A 19183-nucleotide genomic window follows, 5' to 3' on the forward strand; every position below is an offset into this window, starting at 1 on the left:
TTGCATTTATGAAAAAGATTTTTAGCATTATTACTCTTATGATTTTTGGACTATTATTCTCCCAAAAATTAGACAACATACAATCCGGTGAAGTCCTGAAATACCGCATCCATTACGGCATCTTAAATGCGGGAACTGCGACTCTAACGACACAAAAAACCACCTTTCGCGGCGCACCCCATTTCCATGTAAAAGGGGTCGGAGTTAGTACCGGTTTGGTAAAAACTTTTTTCCCGGTAAACGACATCTACGAAAGTTTTATGGACTACAACACCGGTTTGCCAAGTTACTACATCCGAAATGTGAAAGAAGGCAACTATACCCAACATTTGGAAACCAGCTTCAATCACGACAGTCTTTTGCTTTCTTTAAAAGATAAAGAAAAACCAAACACGCCGGCAAAAATATTGAAGTCTGTAAAAGGAGTGCAAGACATGCTTTCGGCTTTTTATTACCTGAGAAGTTTTGATGCCGGCGAGATAAAAGTTGGAAAACACTTTAACCTGAATGTTTGGATTGATGACGAACTTTTCCCATTCCAACTAAGAGTGGTGGGCACTGAAGATGTGAAAACCAAATTTGGAAAGATTAACTGTCTAAAAATTATACCCTCGGTGATGAGTGGACGGGTTTTTAAAGCTAAGGAAGGGGTAACCCTTTGGGTAACCAACGACGGCAACCACATCCCGGTATCCATAAAAGCTGAACTTGCTGTTGGTTCTCTGAAAGCCGACATCAGCGGTTACGAAAATGTAAAATACCCGTTAAATTTTAGAAAATAAAAATGAAGCTGCACAAATTGAGCAGCTTCATTTTTATTATTCAAAGTTATTTATTTACTCAAAAACAATAGTCATTGGCAACTTATATACTGAAGCTACTGACTTGTCCTCTTCTGTTGCCGGTTTCCATTTTTCACTTCCTACAACAAACTTTGCAGTTCTTATTGCTTCTGTATTAAAAATTTCGTTCGTTCCTTCTGCAATTACATTTGTTAAATTCCCTTTATCATCAATGTAAAAAAGCACAACGGTTTTTAGAACTCCTTTTTGAACATCAAACTTTGTCATATCAAATACATTTGCAATCTTAGCCCTTAGTGAATTTGCTCCTCCTGGAAATTCTGCAGGCTGTGAAAGATTCTTGTCATTTGGTTTAATTTCATTATTTTCAAAAATTGTAGCATTTACAACATCTCCATTAGAAGAATCCTTTTTTACTGGTACTTCATTCAAATTAGTCTCAATTAAAACCGCTGAGACTTCTATTTTTTCTTTTTTAGGTGCACTTTTTATCAATTTTGGATTAGCCTTATTCTTTAACTCATGCTTGGTTGCTTTTTTCACCTTCTGTTGAGCATTTGTTTTTTGTACTAATCCAAAAAATAATAGTACAAAAAAGGGTAATGACATCCAATTCTTGATGGTTGCATTTTTAGATTTTTGTTGTTTCATAATAATTAAGCGTTTTTTGATGTTATTAAAATATAGTGAATGAGTCAGTTTCAAATTACAGTGATTGTCAATGGTATTAAGAATTAAATTTTGATAACTCCTCATATCACAACTTTGTTCTAATACTTCTCTGTCTGCCAAAAATTCATGATTTTCCATTATTGCTTTTCTATAAAAATACAATACAGGGTTAATCCATGAACATACTATCAACAACTCAATAAAAAGTAAATCGAGGCTATGCAATTGTTGAATATGTGCTTTTTCATGTATAAAAATTCTCTTATCAATTCCTGAATTCTCATATTCAGTCTTATTAAAATAAATGGTCTTCCAAAAACCAAAAGGTTGAATAGGCAATTCGACCAGCTTTATTTTACTATTTTCAAATTGAACATCCTCACCTTTGAGGTTTATGATTTTACGAATTGAACCAATAGCTCTGACAAGTATTAAAAAACTGATAAAGAAATATATCCCTATTCCTAATTGTTGCCAATCTACGGTTGAAAATGATGAGTTTTTTTCTATGGTATTTAGAATTTTACTTTCAGGATTACCAACCATCAACACACCATGATTATTTTGAAAATCCGGAATATCCATCATTATAAATGGTACTGAATATGAAAAAACAAGGGCTAATATTAAATAAATTCGATTGAACCTAAATGTCTTTTCATTTCTTAACACCCAATGATAGAATGCATACAACAATGCTGAACCTAAAATTATTCTAATTAGTATCATCATTTTCTTTTTTTATTTTATCATCAATGAGCAACTTAAGTTCTTCTAATTGCTCTTTAGTTAGTTTTGCATTTGAAGTGAAAAATGAAGCAAATTGTGATACTGAATTATTAAAAAAACGATTCAGCATCGAAGTCATTTCTTGGCCAAAATAATCTTCTTTATTAATTTTTGGATAGTACTCTCTTGAGTTTCCATAGAGTTTGTATCCTACATAATTTTTATTTTGCATCCGTTTTAAAAGAGTTGCAATCGTAGTTGTTGCAGGTTTTGGATCTTGGTACACCTCCAAAATATCCTTCATAAATGCATTTTTCTTTTCCCAAAGTATTTGCATAATTTCCTGCTCAGCTTCTGTAAGTTTTAAGTTCATATCTACAAACATATATCTAACTCTACAAATGTAGAATTAATATTGAGATAAAAAAAATAATCTTCAATTTTTTTTGAAGATTATTTTTTTTTTTTTTTGAGAAAAATCTTTTCCTTTTGTTGTAGCCCGGATGGGAGCGGCATCCTTTTGTAAGCGATGGGACAAGCCCAGGCACAAAAGATACAGCGGACAGCCGGTACTGCATTTCTAAAAAAACGAAATTGTGATGCTCCTAAAAAATTATAAAGCACCGAATTGTTGTAACATCCTTTTATCGTTTTCGAAGAACATACGGATGTCGCTCATTTGGTACAGCAACATCACGATTCTTTCTATCCCCATTCCGAAGGCGTAACCTGAGTATTTATCGGCATCGATATCCACATTTTTCAATACGGCAGGATCGACCATTCCGCAACCCATAATTTCTAACCAACCGGTTCCTTTGGTGATTCTATAATCGGTTTCCGAGTTCAGACCCCAATAGACATCGACTTCGGCGCTGGGTTCTGTAAATGGGAAATACGAGGGACGCATACGGATTTTGGATTTCCCAAAAAGTTCGGTGGTGAAAAATTGTATGGTCTGTTTGAGATCTGCAAAACTTACATTTTCGTCGATGTACAAACCTTCGATTTGGTGGAATATACAATGCGATCGGGACGAAACGGCTTCGTTACGAAACACCCTTCCTGGGGAAAGTGTACGAATGGGCGGTTGGTTGTCCTTCATGTGACGGATCTGTACCGAAGAGGTGTGTGTCCTCAGTAAAATATCCGGATTTTGCTCGATGAAAAAAGTGTCCTGCATGTCTCTTGCAGGGTGATAATCGGGCATGTTGAGTGCTGAGAAATTGTGCCAATCGTCTTCTATTTCCGGGCCATCGGCTACGGAAAATCCTATGGATTTAAAAATCTCTATAATTCGGTTTTTCACCAAGTTGATGGGATGTCTAGACCCCAACTCCAACGGAAATCCCGGCTTGGTAAGGTCTTCTTTTTCTAAGATGATGTTGGATTGGCTAGCTTCTTTCAGTTCGTCCAACTTGGTTGCTACAGCTTGCTTTAGGGTATTGATTTTTTGTCCGAATTCTTTTTTCTGTTCGTTAGGAACGGATTTGAAATGATCAAAAAAATCATTTAATATTCCTTTTTTTCCAGAAAAACGAATTCTGAATTGTTCAATCTCTTCTTTGTTGGTACTGTTGAAGTTGTGTACCTCCAACAAATGCGCATCAATCTTATCTAACATAGCTAAACTTATAGGATGGCAAAATTACAAAAAAATACGACGCTTTTCCATGAATTTTACAATCTATTGTCGTATTGAAAAAAAAATCTGCTTTGTCCGTGGACAAAACAGATCATTTTATTTTATTGTACCAAAATTTATTTTGTTTTGGCTTTGATTAAAACTTGTACATTGACATCGTTTTTAATCATTCCGTTGGCTACTGGGATTTGGAATTTTACCCCGAAATCTTCTCTTTTTATGTCGGTTGGCTCCGTAGCTACCGTTACCACACCGTCTGCAACGGATACATTCGCATTAAATTTGATCGGTTTGGTTATGCCTTTCATGGTCAGATTGCCTTCCAATACCGTGTTGTAATCTGCATTTCCTGTTGCATCGCTAACCTTTGTAATTTCGTAAGTGGCTGTTGGATACTTTTCTACTTCAAAAAAATCGCCGCTCTTCAGGTGTCCTTCTAGTTTTGCTTTTTGCTCGGCATCATCTTTAAGATCCACATTTTCTAGACTGGTAACATCGGCAACAAATTTTCCGCTTTCTAGCTTATTGTCTTTTACGGTCAACTCTCCACTTTGGAATTTAATGGTTCCGAAATGGCTGGTATTTTCAGATTTAAAAACCTTATACCCTTTCCATTCAATTTTACTTTCAACCACATCCACAAGATAAGTATCTCCGTGTTGGGTTGTGGTTACTTCTTGGGTTTCGCTGGTCAATGGCTTATCGTTTTTACATGAAGTAAAAACAGCTGCACACAGCACAATTGCCAAAACCGGGTTCATTAACTTTTTGTTCATCTTTTTGATTTTATTATTTTAGCGAAACTAAGCAATATTTCCTTAATTCTGCTAAATTTTATCTTATTTTTGTGGTATGTTATTAAAAATCAATCAACTTTACTTTTCATATACTCCGAACAAACCTTTGTTCGAAAATTTTAATTACGAAATAGAATCCGGAAAAATCATTGCCTTGGCTGGAGAAAGCGGCTGTGGAAAATCGACCTTATTGAGCCTAATTTACGGCTTATACGATTGGGAAAACGGTGAGATTTTCTTGGAAGATCAAAAGTTATTTGGACCTAAGAAAAACTTAGTTCCCGGTGAAAAAGAAATGAAATTTGTAGCTCAGAACTATGATTTGATGCCTTATTCCACGGTTTACGACAATGTTGGTAAATTTATTTCGAACATCAACCTTGCGCTAAAACGAGAAAAAGTCTTGGAATTGCTTACCATAGTAGGTCTAGAGGATTATGCTGATGAATTTCCAAAAAACCTGAGCGGTGGACAACAACAAAGGGTTGCGATAGCCAGAGCGCTTTCTGTAAAACCCAAACTATTGCTTTTGGACGAGCCGTTCAGTAATTTGGATTATTCTAGAAAAATTATTCTGAGGGAAAAACTTTTTAACTATGTTAAAAAAGAGAACATATCGTTGCTAATTTCAACACACGAAATCCAAGAAATCATGCCGTGGTTGGATCAGATTACGGTTATAAAAGATGGAAAACTGATACAAAATGACAGTCCAAAAAACATGTACCAGAACCCTAAAAGTGAATATGTAGCTCGATTGATGGGCGAAGTAAATGTTTGGACTGAAGATGAGAGAGTGGAGTTTGGACTTGAAAAGAAGTTTTATTTTCCGGAAGAGATTCAGGTTTATGAAGAAGGGCTGGATGCTTTGGTGATAGAAAGTCGATTTGCCGGCAGCCATTATTGGAACAAACTGTTGTGTAAAGGAAAAACGATTGTATCGTACAGTACAAACTCCATAGAAGGAAAAATTAGAATAACGATTCGCTAGGATATAAAATGAAATCCCGCTCTTACGAGCGGGATTTCAACACCAAATCACAAAATATTAATATGAAAAAAATTTACTTTTCAGCAAATTAGTGACCTGGCTGGGATTCGAACCCAGGACCCATACATTAAAAGTGTATTGCTCTACCAGCTGAGCTACCAGGTCTTTGAATTTTGCAATTCAAAATATTTTTGTCTGTGTGCCTGCGACTGGACTCGAACCAGCACATCCTTAGGAAACCACCCCCTCAAGATGGCGTGTCTACCAATTTCACCACACAGGCATTTGCTTTCGCAAATAGTAAGTGACCTGGCTGGGATTCGAACCCAGGACCCATACATTAAAAGTGTATTGCTCTACCAGCTGAGCTACCAGGTCGGCCACTTTGTTATCAGGATTAGTTCCTGTTTTAAAGTGGTGCAAAGATACAGCTTTTTTTTATATCTCAAAATTTTTTGTGAAATTTGTCAAAAAAAAATCATGATTATTTCTCTACTAGGCTACATGGGAAGCGGTAAGACACACATATCCAAACTCTTATCCGAAAAGAAAAATTTTGAATTAATTGACCTTGACAAATTCATTTCTACAAAAAACAAATGCAGTATTGCTGAAATCTTTCAGAACAAGGGTGAATTGTACTTTAGAAAGCTGGAAAGACAGGCATTGGAAGAGATCTTAGCCAGTGGAAAAGATTTTGTCTTAAGTTTGGGTGGTGGTACTCCTGCTTATTTTAACAACATGGAGATCATCAATCACAATTCTACATCATTTTTTTTACAAACTTCCGTAGGTCAACTGGTCGAACGACTTTTGAAACAAAAAGAAAAAAGACCATTAATTGCTAATATTAATGATCTTGATTTGCCCGAGTTTGTTGCAAAGCATCTCTTCGAGAGAAATCCGTATTATACCAAAGCACAGTTTACCATAAACACCAATGCTAAAGAAGCTACGGCTATCGTAGATGAAATACTTTCTAAAATAGATTAATCCTCTACATCATCTTCCAAGGAAGAGAAGAAACTATCCCAATTGGTCTCTTTCTCTTCTTCGGAATCTGTTGAGTGATCCGCAGAAACATATTCTTCAATATCCCTTCTGTCTTTTTTAGTTGGCCTTCCTTCTCCTTTTGCACGATAGTAATTTTGCTCCATTCTTCTCAGCTGAAGCATCTCGTATTGTTCTTTCTCCGTTTTATCAACGATATAGTCCGGTACCAATTTGGCTCCTACTCTACTTTTAGGAATATCCAAAACTTTAATCGTATAATCGATTTGATTTTTCCGAATTTTTATAATTTCCCCTGGCTTCACCTCTCTTGATGCCTTTACAACATGCTCACCAATAGACACTCTATTCTTTTTTATTTCTTCAGCAGCTACCGTTCGGGTTTTATATAGCCTTACGCTCCACAAAAATTTATCAATTCTCATATTTTTTTATACTTTTGTCCAATTATAAAATTAAAAGCAAATATTTACAACTCAACAAAAATGAAAAAATTATTTCTATATAGCATCATGTTTTCGGTTGCACTTAGTTCTTGCAGAAAAGACGAAACCGTAGAAACTTACAAAGAGCCTGAAGACATTGCTACTCAAAACTATTACGATGACGAGGCTGCTAAAAAATTCATGACGGAAAACTACTTGGATGCACAAGGCAACATCAAAGCATTTGATGCCAACGACACCTCTGACGACAGCAATACTTCTTTGGCAAACATGAACCCACAAACCCTTCCCGGCTCTGGAGTTATCTACATCGTGAGAAACAATGCACAACCCAATCCCGGTACAAGCATTGGCAATACCGATGTTATCAGAATCATGAACAAAGGACTTGGATATGTAGCCATGAGTGTTGATGGGGTTATTAAATTTTCATCTCCTGCAGCATTTGTAAACACCATACAAGGAAATGGTGTACCACAGATAGACCCAATGTATTATTATGTGAAAAATGCAACCATGACCGCTTCCGGTAAAAGCAGATCGTACTACGAAATGGAAGGCTTCCAAGAGGGGATACGAAAATTTTTGGCGTACAACATTCCGGATAGTGACAACTACAACCTACAAGGCGTCATCATTGTTCCTTCTAGGTCCGCATTTGCCAGAGACAACCATTACCCGTATCAAAATGTAAACTGGAGAAACCGTTCTTTTGTTTTCAACTTTCAAGTTTATAAAAGTAGCGCAAGACCTGCTGACCAAGAATAACTTGAACTAAAATCAATATATCGAGAGCCGTACTTTTGTATGGCTTTTTTTATGGTTTTAAATGGAATAAAAACTGAAAGTTTGGTTTAACAAGTGAACATATTCGATTTTAATAAATTTTTGTTGAACACAAATTATTAACAATCAATAAAAAATTGTACTTTTGCAAACTCATTGATAACAAAAACAAAAAAAGCAAGACAATGCCAAAATTAAAAACTAAATCAGGAGCTAAGAAGCGTTTTGCTCTTACCGGAACCGGAAAGATCAAAAGAAAAAATGCTTATAAAAGCCACATCTTGACAAAGAAAGAAACTAAGCAAAAGAGAAATCTTACGCAAACTTCTTATGTTGCTACTGTGGACGAGAAAAGCGTTAAGCGTCAATTAGCGATTAAGTAGTTTTTATAAATCCATATCGGTTTATAAGAATTCATCAAACAATTCAATTAAAAAGTTTAACCCGGGATTAGAGCACCAAAGAGTGATAAAATAATTACCGCTCAATTCCAAAAAACAACAACAAATTATGCCAAGATCAGTAAATGCCGTTGCTTCTAGAGCACGCAGAAAAAAAGTAATGAAGCAGGCTAAAGGTTTTTTCGGTAGAAGAAAAAATGTTTGGACTGTAGCTAAAAACGCGGTTGAAAAAGCTATGCAATATGCTTACCGCGGAAGAAAAGAGAAGAAAAGAAACTTCAGATCTCTTTGGATCACGCGTATCAACGCTGGTGCTAGAGAGCACGGAATGTCTTACTCTCAGTTCATGGGAGCTCTTAAGAAAAACAACATCGAATTGAACAGAAAAGTTCTTGCAGACCTTGCAATGAACCACCCTGAAGCTTTCAAAGCTGTTGTAGATCAAGTAAAATAATTCGTAATCTATTTGTTATCAATAAAGAAACCCAAGCTTATGGCTTGGGTTTTTTACTATCTTTCATCGTCTAGTCTTGATAGATAATGTATTTGGATCTTATTTTCTCAAAATCGTTCAAGTCTTTTTGCCAAGATTCTTTTATTTCAAGAGCCGATTTACCCGATGTAATTTGCTTCCTCAACTCGTCACTTCCTGCCAAAGTATCAAAAAACAAATTCTTTAGAAAGAAATCTTGCGCCGGATTTTTATAATCCCTGTACGCTTTGATCAACCATTGCAAATCCAAAGATCTAAGCTCTGTAGTACCTCTAAGATCTTCGCCATAACAAAGTTTCCCATTCAAGAAAGGGTCTTTTGCGCCGGCATTGGGTTTGGGAGTAAACTGAAAAGGGAAATCCTTGGTCCACGGTGACCCATACACCTGAAAAGGAAAATGGGTACCACGACCAACAGAAACTTGAGTACCTTCGAAAAAACAAAGGCTGGGATACAAATTAATGGATAAGTCGTTGGGTAAATTTGGAGACGGCTTATCGGATATTGGATAACGCATTTTTTTATGGTAATCCTTCATTGGGATCAAAGTATAATTCACTTGAACACCATTCTTCAACCATTTTTCGCCATTTACCATTTTTCCGTACTCGCCAATGGTCAATCCATACACTACAGGAACGGGATGCATCCCTACAAAAGAAGTCCATTTCTGTTCCAGAACGGGACCATCAACATATCCATCGTGTGGATTGGGTCTGTCCAAAACCATCACTTCTACACGGTTCTCGGCACCGGCTTCCATAACCAAAGCTAAAGTCGAAATGTAGGTATAAAACCTAACGCCAACATCCTGAATATCGAATAAAATGACATCCAAGCCTTTTAGTTGCTCGGCATTTGGTTTTTTATTTTTCCCGTACAAGGAAACAATTTGGATTCCTGTTTTGGCATCTACCCCATTTTTCACATGTTCTCCAGCATCTGCATCTCCACGAAAACCGTGTTCGGGAGCAAAAATGGTTTTAATATTAATGCTATTTTTCACCAAAAAATCCACTAAAAAAGTACCGTCTTTCAGCTTGCCGGTTTGGTTGGTTACTACTGCAATGGTCTTGTTTTGCAACATGGGCAAATAAAGCTCTGGACGATCCGCTCCGGCAAGATAACATGGTTGGTCTTTGTTTATTTGAGCTTTAACCGAGCCAAAACTCAAAAAAATTAGGCAAATAAGAAGTAAATTTTTAATTTTGAAGTTTAAATTCATACGATTGAAATTTCCATTATATTTTTCTAGAAAAATTGCACGATCCAAAGATAACAAAAATACACTCTCCAGAGTGATTGTCCTAATTGGTCGAATTTCTGTAGCTTTAGGCATCATCGTTTCTCTAATCACCATTGCTACCGGTTTGGGATCTAAAAAAGCCATCCAAGAGCGGGTTGCCGATTTTAGCGGACACATTACGGTAAAATCTACCCAATCCAACGCTTCGTTCAACACATCGGTTTTGGACCAACAGGGTTTGCAATTGCAAAAAATAAAATCCAACCCTGATGTTGCTGCCACGCAATCTTTTGCGACGGTAACCGGTATTTTGAGAACCAAAGATAATTTTTCAGGAATAATTTTCAAAGGCATTGCCGAGGATTTTGACCACCAGCGATTCAAAAAATTCTTACTCAAGGGAGAAACTCCAAAAATTGATGGCAAAGGGTACAACAACGGCATAACCATTTCCAATAAAATTGCCAACGACCTGCACCTGAAAGTTAAAGACAGTATTGTTGCAATCTTTTCTAAAGCCGATCAAAAGCCCATCTACAGAAAATTCGAAATTGTAGGCATCTACAAAACCGATATAAAAATGATTGACGACCAATTCATCTTGGGCGACATCAACCATGTCCGTAAAATTTTGGATATGGACAAAAAGGATATTGGTGGTTTGGATATTTTTGTGAAAGACATCAACACCATTGACAAGGATTTCCCGGTTATTGAAAAGGAAATTGGTATAAAAAATTATGCAGAAAAAGCGACTGATAAATATCCGATGATCAAAGACTGGATCAATCTTTTTGATAATTATATCGCCATCATCATCACCTTGATGTTGGTGGTGGTCATCATTAACATCATCATGGTATTGTTGATTTTGATTATCGAAAGAACCAACTCCATCGGTGTGTTGAAAACTTTAGGCGCCAACAACAGCCAGATCCGTACCATTTTCATCAATTATACTTTATTGATCATGGTTCCGGGACTGCTCTACGGAAATCTAATCGGTTTGGGACTCTTGCTTTGTCAGAAATATTTTGGCTTGATTCGACTGAACCCTGACAACTATTATGTGAGTACTGTTCCTGTTGATTTGAATCCCATTTACATTATTTTTATTTCATTAGGAATATTAATGGTTGCTGCACTTGCCTTGGTAATCCCGAGTTATTTGATAAGTAAAATTTCGCCCGTGAAATCCATCAAATACAATTAAAAAGTAAAACCTGCAATCTTAATAATATACAAATGATTCGAAAAACTGAATGTCTATGGGAGAATAGGACAGGTCGCTCCTCTGGAGCTTTATTTTTACTGCTTAATTTTTTCTATTAACAGTAGGTCACTCCGAGACCAAAGCTGCTCCGATAGGAGTAAAACTGTTAATAGTTAATATTTATTTAAGATAGTTAATCTCCATAGGAGCGACCTATTAATTGTTTATATTTTCATCGGACAATAATGTTTTTTAATTTCATTCAGATTACAGATTGGACTCCAAAGCGCCGTGACTTTCTCGATACAGATCCAAAGGTTTGTCCAACAAAATGGCAATAACCGTCATTTGCTTATCCAATCGGTCTTCCGGAACATCGATGTACACAATTCCCGGAATTGGGCTCCAATACAATTTGTTGTAAATATCGTGCGACAGCATGGTCCCCTCTCCCACAATACGAATTCTGGAAATTGAGTTTTTCAATCCTTTCAGTGCGATGGGTCCGTTGGGTTTGCCATCTACAAAAAGATACAGTGTTTGTTTGTCTTTAGAAAGCGCCGACAACCCAGAATAATGTCCAGATGGCATTCCTTTTTCGGTATCGTACAAAACTTCTGCATGTTTTGACACCCAATCCAAAGTAATAGGATTGGTATTTTTAAACTTTGAAAGATGCTTTACATCACCATCAACTGAAATTCCTGAATTTTTAAACAAATTCGTACCAGAATTTAATTTATAGGCAATAGAATAAACCGCATCTTGAGAATTATTTTGTTGTAAAACACTTTGCAAATCTGATTTTTCCAGTTCAACATTTGGCTTTAGTTTCAGGCTTTCATTAAAATTAACCGTCAACACGGTAGCATCTTGATCAAAAGAAATTTTGGAAACATCCAAAACGGCATTACCAAAAGAATCCTGCTGAAACGGTACAGGTATTTCTTCGGAATCGGCTGTGGTTACGGAAATTATTTTAGAATCTATCCCGTACAATCGAACTTTATTTTTCTTTTCTTCCAAATACAAAAACAACTTTTCTCGATTTTTAGACAACGCCGATTTTCCCATAAAATACTCAGGTCCAATCCCTCTTTGAGTTGCATAAATTGACTGGCTGTATTTCTTGGTCCATCTTCCTAGGTTTTTCAAAATATCCACTTGCTGTTGCGGTAGGGTTCCGTCTTCTTTTGGACCTATATCAATTAATAAATTCCCACCCATAGCGACAACATCGGCCAGGGTTCTTACGATCATGTTCGGGCTTTTGTAATGCAAATCATACGGTTGATATCCCCAAGAATCGTTCATGGTATAGCACAACTCCCAATATTTAGACTGTGGTGCCAAAACCGGGATTCCTTGTTCTGGAGTTTCATAATCGCCGTAATGGTTAAGTCTGGAGTTGATGATGATGTTGGGATTGTATTTCTTCAACAAATCTGCCGTTTCTTTGGATTTCCATTCTTCGGCATTGTGCTCCCAATCGCCATCAAACCAAAGGAGATCCGGTTGGTATTGCACCGAAATTTCACGGAGTTGATCTTGATAATATTTCACAAAATTATTCCATTTTTCAGGCTGATCCTTGAGTTCATATCGTTTTCTTAATCGGGTTTCTACATCGTAATTCGGATGGCTCCAATCGGGCAGCGAGTAGTACAATCCGGTTTTCAGTCCGGTTGTTTTCAAGGATTTCACAAAAGGACTCAAAACATCTTTTTTGGCTGCAGCATCTTGGGTTGTGGTGATGGCTTTATCGGCTTTAGAGTCCCAAAGCGAAACTCCATCATGATGTCGAGTTGTAATGACAGCATATTTAGCACCTGAATTTTTAATTAATTTCGTCCATTGCTCAGGCTGATACTTACTTGCTGTAAAACCACCCAATTGTTTCATATAATTGGGATGACTGATGTAATTGTTGAAAAAAGCCCACGATTCGGCAATTCCGTTTACCGAATAAATCCCCCAATGGATGAAGATGCCCAATTTAGCATCTCCAAACCAATCCATTTTATCCGAATGGTCAACTTTATTTCCTTGAGCATAAAACACAGAATTACAAACGATTGCAAGTCCAAAAATCGAGTGAGACAACTTTTTCATATTTCTAAAAAATTAGCGTCCTAAAAATACTAAAATATACACAATATCTCAGATTACAACACCGTTCAAAACGATTATCATGGATAAAAGAAGTATATTTGCAAACTTTAATTTTTATTGATTATGAAATACGCAAATAACATACTTGAAACCATTGGAAATACACCATTAATTAAACTGAACAAAGTTTTGGGCGAAGACTTTCCAGCCTTGGTATTGGCAAAGGTAGAAACCTTTAACCCCGGAAATTCTGTAAAAGACCGTATGGCTCTGAAAATGATTGAAGATGCCGAAAAAAATGGAAGCCTCAAGCCCGGCGGAACCATCATAGAAGGTACCAGTGGTAATACCGGTATGGGATTGGCATTGGCCGCCATCATCAAAGGATACAAATGTATTTTTGTGACCAACTCCAAGCAATCCAAAGAAAAATGCGACATTCTAAGAGCAGTGGGTGCCGAGGTTATCGTTTGTCCAACCGATGTTACTCCAGACGACCCAAGATCTTATTACTCTGTCTCTAGAAGATTGGCCGAGGAAACGGAAAACGGATGGTATGTCAACCAATACGACAATCTATCGAACCGATTGGCGCATTATGAGCAAACCGCACCAGAAATTTGGGAACAAACAGAAGGAAAACTTACTCACTTTTTGGCCGGAGCCGGAACAGGAGGGACCGTTACCGGTTGTGGTAAGTTTTTTAAAGAGAAAAATCCAAATATAAAAGTTTTAGGAGTTGATACTTATGGATCCATCTTGAAAGAATATCACGAGACGGGAGAGTTCCACCCGGATCATGCCTACACCTACATTACCGAAGGTATTGGTGAAGATATTATTCCGCAAAATTATGACATGTCTGTCATCGATCATTTCGAGAAAGTAAGCGATAAAGACGGTGCCGTTTACGCCAGAAAACTGGCTAAAGAAGAAGGAATTTTCTGCGGATACTCTGCAGGATCAGCCATTTCGGCATTGGTACAAATGAAAGATCAGTTCACCCAAGACGATGTTGTTGTTGTCTTATTGCACGATCACGGCTCTCGTTATGTTGGTAAAATTTACAACGACGAATGGATGAAAGAACAAGGATGGTTGGACTAATTCCAAATCATTCATCATAAACGATAAGAAAGCCGACTGTTAGGGTCGGCTTTCTCATTTTCATCTTGTGTTTTTATGTTCTTTAGAAAAAAATTCATGACAAAGGTAGATTGATTTCCAAAAAACACAACAGGAAAACCACCCTTTTTGAGTAATAAAAAAGTCCAAGTTTTCACTTGAACTTTTTTTCATTTATAAATAATAGAAATTAGAATTTAATAATATCCATCATTTTTTGATCTTCTTCAATCACCAATTCGTCATCCACAAGGATTTTTCCACTGTGCTCATCGATGATGATTTTCTTTCTTTGAGCAATTTCCATTTGTTTTTGAGGAGGCAAAGTAAAGAATGAACCTTTAGGTGCACCTCTTTCTAGACCTACAACTGCCAAACCGTTGGAAGAATTGGTTCTAATTCTGTTGTATGAATTTAACAATCTCTCATCAATTAGTGTGCTGAATTCTTTTGACTTTTCGATCAAGAATTCTTCTTCTTTTTGAGTTTCAGAAATCAAACCGTCCAATTCGGTTTTCTTGAAGTTTAAGTGGGTTCTTAGTCCTTCAATTTTAGTATTTAGTTCTTCCAAAGATTCTAGCTTGTGTGCTTTTCTAGCACCCGCTTCTTTGATTCTTTTTTCAGCCAATTGGATTTCCAGATCTTGGAATTCAATTTCTTTATCTAGGGCTTCAAATTCTTTGTTATTTCTAACGCTATCTTGTTGCGATTTGTATTTTTCGATTAACGATTTAGCATGATTGATCACTTCATTTTTCATCTTAATGTCGTCATCTTGTTGCTTAATTTCGTTTTGAAATTTCTCTGTTCTTTTCTCAAGACCTTCGATTTCGATTTCCAAATCCTCTACTTCAATAGGCAATTCTCCTCTTGTATTGCGGATTTCATCCAATCTAGAGTCAATAATTTGAAGATCGTATAATGCTCTTAATTTTTCTTCAACAGAAATTTCTAAAGTTTTTTTAGCCATATTTTATAAAAAATAATTTACGGGATTGGTATTCTCGTTTGTTTTCAAGATTGCAAAGTTAGGAAAATTTTCTGACAAAATTTCAAATAATTGTTGACAGACAAATCGTTCTGACTCAAAATGGCCAATGTCACAAATGAGCATTTTATTTTCGGCCAAAAAGAAATCGTGGTACTTGACATCGCCAGTGATGTACACATCGCATTTTTGAGACAATGCCTTCTTGATCCCACTAGCTCCGCTACCACCCAAAACACCAATGGTTCTTACTTTTTTTCCTATTAAATTGGAATGACGAATGAGTTTCAATTCGAATTTTTCTTTCAAAAAATTCATAAAATCGACCTCGTCCATCGCTTCTTCCAATTCCCCAAACATTCCCAATCCTTGGTACTGATTTTCATTTTCTAAAGCATAAATTTGATACGCGACTTCTTCATAAGGATGTGCTGTTTTTGCAGCTTGAAGAATAGAAAATTGTTTGTACGATTCGAAAATTACAGAAAGGGCAACCTCTTCGGTCTGCTCTCTGAGACCTATTTTCCCACTGTACGGGTTGCTCCCATCCAAAGGTCTGAAAGTTCCTTGTCCAGATACCGAAAAACTGCATTGATCGTAAAATCCAATATGCCCGGCACCAGCCGAAAAAAGAGCCTCTTTCACCACTTCGATATGCGTAAGCGGAACATGAACAACCAATTGTTGCAATGCTTGAGTTTTTGGCACCAAAATCTGCCTATTTTCCAGACCCAAAGCCTTACAAATTCCATAATTGACCCCGAAAAAATCGTTATCGAATGCCGTATGAATGGCATAAATTGCAATTTTATTTTCGATGGCTTTTATTACGGCTCTTTCTACATAATTTTTCCCGGTCAACGATTTTAACCCCGAAAAAATAATGGGATGAAAACAGACCACTAAATTGGCATTTCTTTCAATGGCTTCATCCACAACGGATTCCAAAGCATCGTGGCAAATTAAAATTCCTTGGATTTCTCGATTCGGATTTCCACACAACAAGCCGACATTATCAAAATCTTCTGCTTGTTGCAAAGGAATTATGGATTCTATTTTAGAAATTATTTCTTTTAAAATCATAAACAATTATAAAATTTACTTTAAAACTTTCCAGAAACTCTCAGGATAAGTTTTGGAAAATTTTCGGGTACAAACGGTCGAATTGATGATCAATCGGACCTCATTAATTGGGTTGGCTACGGAATAATCCACATTCGGAACACGACCTTCAAATCTTTTTTCGTCACCTTGTTGATAGCGTACCACCCACTGATAAGTCAGATTTTTGGAACTGTCATTGGGAACAAAAATAATTTGGTTGTCGGCATACCTCAACTCTTTAAAATCGTTGATATCGATATCGCAATTCAAAATTTTTGTGGTTGATGAAGTTCCGGCAACTGAATTTCCTTCAATCACATCAATACTTTTGTTGCATTGTACCAAGCCGTTATTGGTCAGCATAGAGAGGGTAAGCGTTACCCTTCCTACGCGCAAACCTTTTACTTTAACCTCATTGGTTTTGTAATCAGAAACGATTGTCGCATCGTTGGTACTGCTTACCGACCATTGATAACACTCTTTGCATTGCGCCAACTGATCTACCGTAAACGATTCTTCTTGAGACACATAAATTGTAGATTTACCGTTGATAAAACACTGAGCTTCAACCCAATGAAACATACTTAATAGAAATAATACAAACAGCTTTTTCATAATATTTGTGTTTAAAAGTTTTCATTTTTTCACTTTCTATCTTTAAGTTTCATCAACAAAAGTCAACATCCAACGCTATCAAACCTGAATAACTCCCAAATTGAATTTTTCGGTTATTGGAGCATGGTCGGCAGCCTCTATCCCCATGGAAATCCATTTTCTGGTATCCACTGGATTGATGATGGCATCGGTCCAAAGACGCGCTGCAGCATAGGTTGCTTCGGTCTGTTTTTGATATTTTTTTGAAATTTCGTCCAAAATAGCATTGTGCTCTTCTTCAGAAATAGTTTTTCCTTGCTTTTTCAAAGTTGCTTCTTGGATCTGTGCCAGAACTTTTGCTGCTTGAGCTCCACCCATCACGGCCAAATCTGCCCAAGGCCAAGCAACGATTAATCTTGGATCGTAGGCTTTACCACACATGGCATAATTTCCGGCACCGTAAGAATTCCCGGTGATGATGGTGAATTTTGGAACCACAGAGTTGGAAACGGCATTTACCATTTTCGCTCCGTCTTTGATGATTCCGCCGTGTTCGGACTTGCTACCCACCATAAATCCTGTAACATCTTGTAGGAAAATTAACGGAATTTTTCTTTGATTGCAATTGGCGATAAATCGTGTGGCTTTATCGGCAGAATCCGAATAAATCACACCACCAAATTGCATTTCACCTTTTCCACTTTTCACCAATTTTCTTTGGTTGGCAACGATACCAACGCTCCAGCCATCGACTCTTGCAGTACAACAGATAATGGATTTTCCGTAATCTTCTTTGTATTCTTCAAACTCAGAGTTATCCACCAAGCATTTGATGATTTCGTAGGTGTCGTATTGCTCGGCTCTGGACACAGGCATTATCCCATAAATATCTTCCAATTTTGCTTTTGGCATTGCAGGTTCAACACGGTCAAAACCTGCTTTATCATAAGATCCGATGGACTTCATGATGTTTTTTATCCTATCCAAAGCATCTTTATCATCTTTAGCTTTATAGTCGGTAACTCCGGACACGGAACAATGCGTTGTGGCACCGCCCAAGGTTTCGTTATCGATACTTTCTCCAATAGCTGCTTTCACCAAATAACTACCTGCCAAGAAAATAGATCCGGTCTTGTCCACAATCATAGCTTCGTCGCTCATGATCGGCAAATAGGCACCACCGGCAACGCAAGATCCCATCACGGCAGAGATCTGAACAATTCCCATGGAACTCATTTTGGCATTGTTTCTAAAAATACGCCCGAAATGTTCTTTGTCCGGGAAAATCTCGTCTTGCATCGGAAGATAAACACCGGCTGAATCTACCAAATAAATTATGGGTAAACGATTTTCCATGGCGATTTCTTGAGCTCTAAGATTTTTCTTTCCGGTAATCGGAAACCACGCTCCCGCTTTCACAGAGGCATCGTTGGCCACGACCAAACATTGTTTTCCAGAAACATAGCCCATCACAACAACTACACCCGCACTTGGGCAACCGCCGTGTTCTTTGTACATTTCGTAACCGGCAAAACCACCAATTTCTATTGAATCCGAATTTTTATCCAAAAGATAATCAATTCTTTCTCTTGCGGTCATTTTCCCTTCATCGCGGAGTTTTTGAAGTCTTTTCTCTCCACCACCTTTTTTAATTTCTGTAATAATCCTATTGATTTCTGACCACTTCAGTTTATTTTGATCTTCTCTTTTGTTGAATTCTAAGTCCATAAATTAGCTTTATTTTTTATGCATTAAAAGTACGATTTTTTTGAATGAAGCAAAAACGATCCTTCACATGAAAATAACCTACTGAAAAACAATATTTTATTTATAAATACTTTAACGCTCCTTAACATTTTTATAATACAATCTTTCTCTAATTTTGTATCGAGGATTTAGGATAATAACACAATCTTATTTTTTCGATTTCCTAGTTTAATTTTTAATAGTTTATTATTTGAAGATCCCGAAGGTGCATAACTTTCGGGGTTTTTATTTGGGAAAATAAACATTTCCGTTCTTTAGCT

19 protein-coding genes and 3 tRNA genes are annotated in these 19183 nt (G+C 36.8%); 8 read left to right on the forward strand and 14 right to left on the reverse strand.

The window, feature by feature from the left end; translation table 11 throughout:
* Nucleotides 1-8: 8 nt before the first annotated feature.
* Nucleotides 9-782, forward strand: coding sequence for a DUF3108 domain-containing protein (locus H9Q20_RS02580; RefSeq protein WP_124640659.1), 774 nt, complete (start codon nucleotides 9-11; stop codon nucleotides 780-782).
* 54 nt (nucleotides 783-836) lie between these two features.
* Here H9Q20_RS02580 and H9Q20_RS02585 read toward each other — a convergent pair whose 3' ends face one another.
* From H9Q20_RS02585 to H9Q20_RS02600, 4 genes are all read right to left on the reverse strand, one after another.
* A complete protein-coding gene (locus H9Q20_RS02585; protein WP_187478230.1) occupies nucleotides 837-2207 on the reverse strand; it encodes a M56 family metallopeptidase in 1371 nt (456 codons plus the stop codon).
* Complete coding sequence (locus H9Q20_RS02590; protein ID WP_187478231.1) at nucleotides 2191-2577, reverse strand: BlaI/MecI/CopY family transcriptional regulator; 387 nt, start codon at nucleotides 2575-2577, stop codon at nucleotides 2191-2193. The genes H9Q20_RS02585 and H9Q20_RS02590 overlap by 17 nt, the downstream gene beginning before the upstream one ends.
* Before the next feature lie 240 nt (nucleotides 2578-2817).
* Nucleotides 2818-3828, reverse strand: coding sequence for a phenylalanine--tRNA ligase subunit alpha (pheS, locus tag H9Q20_RS02595; RefSeq protein WP_124640678.1), 1011 nt, complete (start codon nucleotides 3826-3828; stop codon nucleotides 2818-2820).
* A 137-nt stretch (nucleotides 3829-3965) separates the two neighbouring features.
* Entirely contained in the window at nucleotides 3966-4625 is a 660-nt protein-coding gene (locus H9Q20_RS02600) for a YceI family protein (RefSeq protein ID WP_124640658.1), read from the reverse strand.
* Between the two features lie 76 nt (nucleotides 4626-4701).
* On the opposite strand from H9Q20_RS02600, the gene H9Q20_RS02605 reads away from it, so the two are divergent.
* Nucleotides 4702-5637 carry a sulfate/molybdate ABC transporter ATP-binding protein gene (locus H9Q20_RS02605; RefSeq protein ID WP_187478232.1) on the forward strand — a complete coding sequence of 312 codons (936 nt, stop codon included), beginning with the start codon at nucleotides 4702-4704 and terminating at the stop codon, nucleotides 5635-5637.
* 92 nt (nucleotides 5638-5729) lie between these two features.
* Here H9Q20_RS02605 and H9Q20_RS02610 read toward each other — a convergent pair.
* The 3 genes from H9Q20_RS02610 to H9Q20_RS02620 all read right to left on the reverse strand — a co-directional run bounded on the left by H9Q20_RS02610 (nucleotide 5730) and on the right by H9Q20_RS02620 (nucleotide 6015).
* Nucleotides 5730-5802: transfer RNA gene (locus H9Q20_RS02610), tRNA-Lys, on the reverse strand.
* Nucleotides 5803-5837: 35 nt separating this feature from the next.
* Nucleotides 5838-5920, reverse strand: a tRNA-Leu gene (locus H9Q20_RS02615).
* Between the two features lie 22 nt (nucleotides 5921-5942).
* Nucleotides 5943-6015, reverse strand: a tRNA-Lys gene (locus H9Q20_RS02620).
* A 102-nt stretch (nucleotides 6016-6117) separates the two neighbouring features.
* Here H9Q20_RS02620 and H9Q20_RS02625 point away from each other — a divergent pair.
* On the forward strand, nucleotides 6118-6630 hold the full coding sequence (locus tag H9Q20_RS02625; protein WP_187478233.1) for a shikimate kinase: 513 nt from the start codon (nucleotides 6118-6120) through the stop codon (nucleotides 6628-6630).
* On the opposite strand, the gene H9Q20_RS02630 is transcribed toward H9Q20_RS02625, so the two are convergent.
* On the reverse strand, nucleotides 6627-7073 hold the full coding sequence (locus H9Q20_RS02630; RefSeq protein WP_124640655.1) for an RNA-binding S4 domain-containing protein: 447 nt from the start codon (nucleotides 7071-7073) through the stop codon (nucleotides 6627-6629). The two genes, H9Q20_RS02625 and H9Q20_RS02630, sit on opposite strands and share 4 nt — an antisense overlap.
* Nucleotides 7074-7133: 60 nt before the next feature.
* On the opposite strand from H9Q20_RS02630, the gene H9Q20_RS02635 reads away from it, so the two are divergent.
* The 3 genes from H9Q20_RS02635 (at nucleotide 7134) to rplT (ending at nucleotide 8735) form a co-directional block, all read left to right on the forward strand.
* A complete protein-coding gene (locus H9Q20_RS02635; RefSeq protein WP_187478234.1) occupies nucleotides 7134-7862 on the forward strand; it encodes a hypothetical protein in 729 nt (242 codons plus the stop codon).
* Between the two features lie 203 nt (nucleotides 7863-8065).
* Nucleotides 8066-8263, forward strand: a complete 198-nt coding sequence (rpmI, locus tag H9Q20_RS02640; protein ID WP_114304469.1) for a 50S ribosomal protein L35 — start codon at nucleotides 8066-8068, stop codon at nucleotides 8261-8263.
* A gap of 127 nt (nucleotides 8264-8390) precedes the next feature.
* Nucleotides 8391-8735, forward strand: a complete 345-nt coding sequence (gene rplT, locus H9Q20_RS02645) for a 50S ribosomal protein L20 (RefSeq protein ID WP_124640653.1) — start codon at nucleotides 8391-8393, stop codon at nucleotides 8733-8735.
* Between the two features lie 70 nt (nucleotides 8736-8805).
* Here rplT and H9Q20_RS02650 read toward each other — a convergent pair whose 3' ends face one another.
* Nucleotides 8806-9999 (reverse strand): exo-beta-N-acetylmuramidase NamZ domain-containing protein, encoded by a 1194-nt coding sequence (locus H9Q20_RS02650; RefSeq protein WP_187478235.1) that lies wholly within the window; start codon nucleotides 9997-9999, stop codon nucleotides 8806-8808.
* Nucleotides 10000-10003: 4 nt separating this feature from the next.
* On the opposite strand from H9Q20_RS02650, the gene H9Q20_RS02655 reads away from it, so the two are divergent.
* Nucleotides 10004-11233 carry an ABC transporter permease gene (locus tag H9Q20_RS02655; RefSeq protein WP_187478236.1) on the forward strand — a complete coding sequence of 410 codons (1230 nt, stop codon included), beginning with the start codon at nucleotides 10004-10006 and terminating at the stop codon, nucleotides 11231-11233.
* A gap of 267 nt (nucleotides 11234-11500) precedes the next feature.
* Here the strand turns inward: H9Q20_RS02655 and H9Q20_RS02660 are convergent, their stop codons facing one another.
* Nucleotides 11501-13345: an alpha-L-fucosidase gene (locus H9Q20_RS02660; protein ID WP_187478237.1), complete on the reverse strand. Its 1845-nt coding sequence runs from the start codon at nucleotides 13343-13345 to the stop codon at nucleotides 11501-11503.
* A gap of 123 nt (nucleotides 13346-13468) precedes the next feature.
* Here H9Q20_RS02660 and H9Q20_RS02665 point away from each other — a divergent pair, with 123 nt between their 5' ends.
* Nucleotides 13469-14452, forward strand: coding sequence for a PLP-dependent cysteine synthase family protein (locus H9Q20_RS02665; RefSeq protein ID WP_124640649.1), 984 nt, complete (start codon nucleotides 13469-13471; stop codon nucleotides 14450-14452).
* Between the two features lie 208 nt (nucleotides 14453-14660).
* Here the strand turns inward: H9Q20_RS02665 and H9Q20_RS02670 are convergent, their stop codons facing one another.
* The 4 genes from H9Q20_RS02670 to H9Q20_RS02685 all read right to left on the reverse strand — a co-directional run bounded on the left by H9Q20_RS02670 (nucleotide 14661) and on the right by H9Q20_RS02685 (nucleotide 18884).
* Nucleotides 14661-15440: a zinc ribbon domain-containing protein gene (locus tag H9Q20_RS02670; protein WP_124640648.1), complete on the reverse strand. Its 780-nt coding sequence runs from the start codon at nucleotides 15438-15440 to the stop codon at nucleotides 14661-14663.
* A gap of 3 nt (nucleotides 15441-15443) precedes the next feature.
* Nucleotides 15444-16541 (reverse strand): Nif3-like dinuclear metal center hexameric protein, encoded by a 1098-nt coding sequence (locus H9Q20_RS02675; RefSeq protein ID WP_124640647.1) that lies wholly within the window; start codon nucleotides 16539-16541, stop codon nucleotides 15444-15446.
* Between the two features lie 15 nt (nucleotides 16542-16556).
* A complete protein-coding gene (locus tag H9Q20_RS02680) occupies nucleotides 16557-17144 on the reverse strand; it encodes a hypothetical protein (RefSeq protein WP_222933883.1) in 588 nt (195 codons plus the stop codon).
* Between the two features lie 111 nt (nucleotides 17145-17255).
* Nucleotides 17256-18884, reverse strand: a complete 1629-nt coding sequence (locus H9Q20_RS02685; protein WP_187478239.1) for an acyl-CoA carboxylase subunit beta — start codon at nucleotides 18882-18884, stop codon at nucleotides 17256-17258.
* Between the last annotated feature and the right edge of the window lie 299 nt (nucleotides 18885-19183).

This window comes from Amniculibacterium sp. G2-70 (genome assembly GCF_014353055.1).
Taxonomy (GTDB): Bacteria; Bacteroidota; Bacteroidia; order Flavobacteriales; family Weeksellaceae; genus Amniculibacterium; species Amniculibacterium aquaticum.

Excerpts from the sequence above, each read along its gene's own strand:
- H9Q20_RS02580 (WP_124640659.1), top strand. The coding sequence starts at position 9 with ATGAAAAAGATTTTTAGCATTATTACTCTTATGATTTTTGGACTATTA.
- H9Q20_RS02585 (WP_187478230.1), bottom strand. The coding sequence starts at position 2,207 with ATGATGATACTAATTAGAATAATTTTAGGTTCAGCATTGTTGTATGCA.
- H9Q20_RS02590 (WP_187478231.1), bottom strand. The coding sequence starts at position 2,577 with ATGAACTTAAAACTTACAGAAGCTGAGCAGGAAATTATGCAAATACTT.
- pheS (WP_124640678.1), bottom strand. The coding sequence starts at position 3,828 with ATGTTAGATAAGATTGATGCGCATTTGTTGGAGGTACACAACTTCAAC.
- H9Q20_RS02600 (WP_124640658.1), bottom strand. The coding sequence starts at position 4,625 with ATGAACAAAAAGTTAATGAACCCGGTTTTGGCAATTGTGCTGTGTGCA.
- H9Q20_RS02605 (WP_187478232.1), top strand. The coding sequence starts at position 4,702 with ATGTTATTAAAAATCAATCAACTTTACTTTTCATATACTCCGAACAAA.
- H9Q20_RS02625 (WP_187478233.1), top strand. The coding sequence starts at position 6,118 with ATGATTATTTCTCTACTAGGCTACATGGGAAGCGGTAAGACACACATA.
- H9Q20_RS02630 (WP_124640655.1), bottom strand. The coding sequence starts at position 7,073 with ATGAGAATTGATAAATTTTTGTGGAGCGTAAGGCTATATAAAACCCGA.
- H9Q20_RS02635 (WP_187478234.1), top strand. The coding sequence starts at position 7,134 with ATGAAAAAATTATTTCTATATAGCATCATGTTTTCGGTTGCACTTAGT.
- rpmI (WP_114304469.1), top strand. The coding sequence starts at position 8,066 with ATGCCAAAATTAAAAACTAAATCAGGAGCTAAGAAGCGTTTTGCTCTT.
- rplT (WP_124640653.1), top strand. The coding sequence starts at position 8,391 with ATGCCAAGATCAGTAAATGCCGTTGCTTCTAGAGCACGCAGAAAAAAA.
- H9Q20_RS02650 (WP_187478235.1), bottom strand. The coding sequence starts at position 9,999 with ATGAATTTAAACTTCAAAATTAAAAATTTACTTCTTATTTGCCTAATT.
- H9Q20_RS02660 (WP_187478237.1), bottom strand. The coding sequence starts at position 13,345 with ATGAAAAAGTTGTCTCACTCGATTTTTGGACTTGCAATCGTTTGTAAT.
- H9Q20_RS02665 (WP_124640649.1), top strand. The coding sequence starts at position 13,469 with ATGAAATACGCAAATAACATACTTGAAACCATTGGAAATACACCATTA.
- H9Q20_RS02670 (WP_124640648.1), bottom strand. The coding sequence starts at position 15,440 with ATGGCTAAAAAAACTTTAGAAATTTCTGTTGAAGAAAAATTAAGAGCA.
- H9Q20_RS02675 (WP_124640647.1), bottom strand. The coding sequence starts at position 16,541 with ATGATTTTAAAAGAAATAATTTCTAAAATAGAATCCATAATTCCTTTG.
- H9Q20_RS02680 (WP_222933883.1), bottom strand. The coding sequence starts at position 17,144 with ATGTTTCATTGGGTTGAAGCTCAGTGTTTTATCAACGGTAAATCTACA.
- H9Q20_RS02685 (WP_187478239.1), bottom strand. The coding sequence starts at position 18,884 with ATGGACTTAGAATTCAACAAAAGAGAAGATCAAAATAAACTGAAGTGG.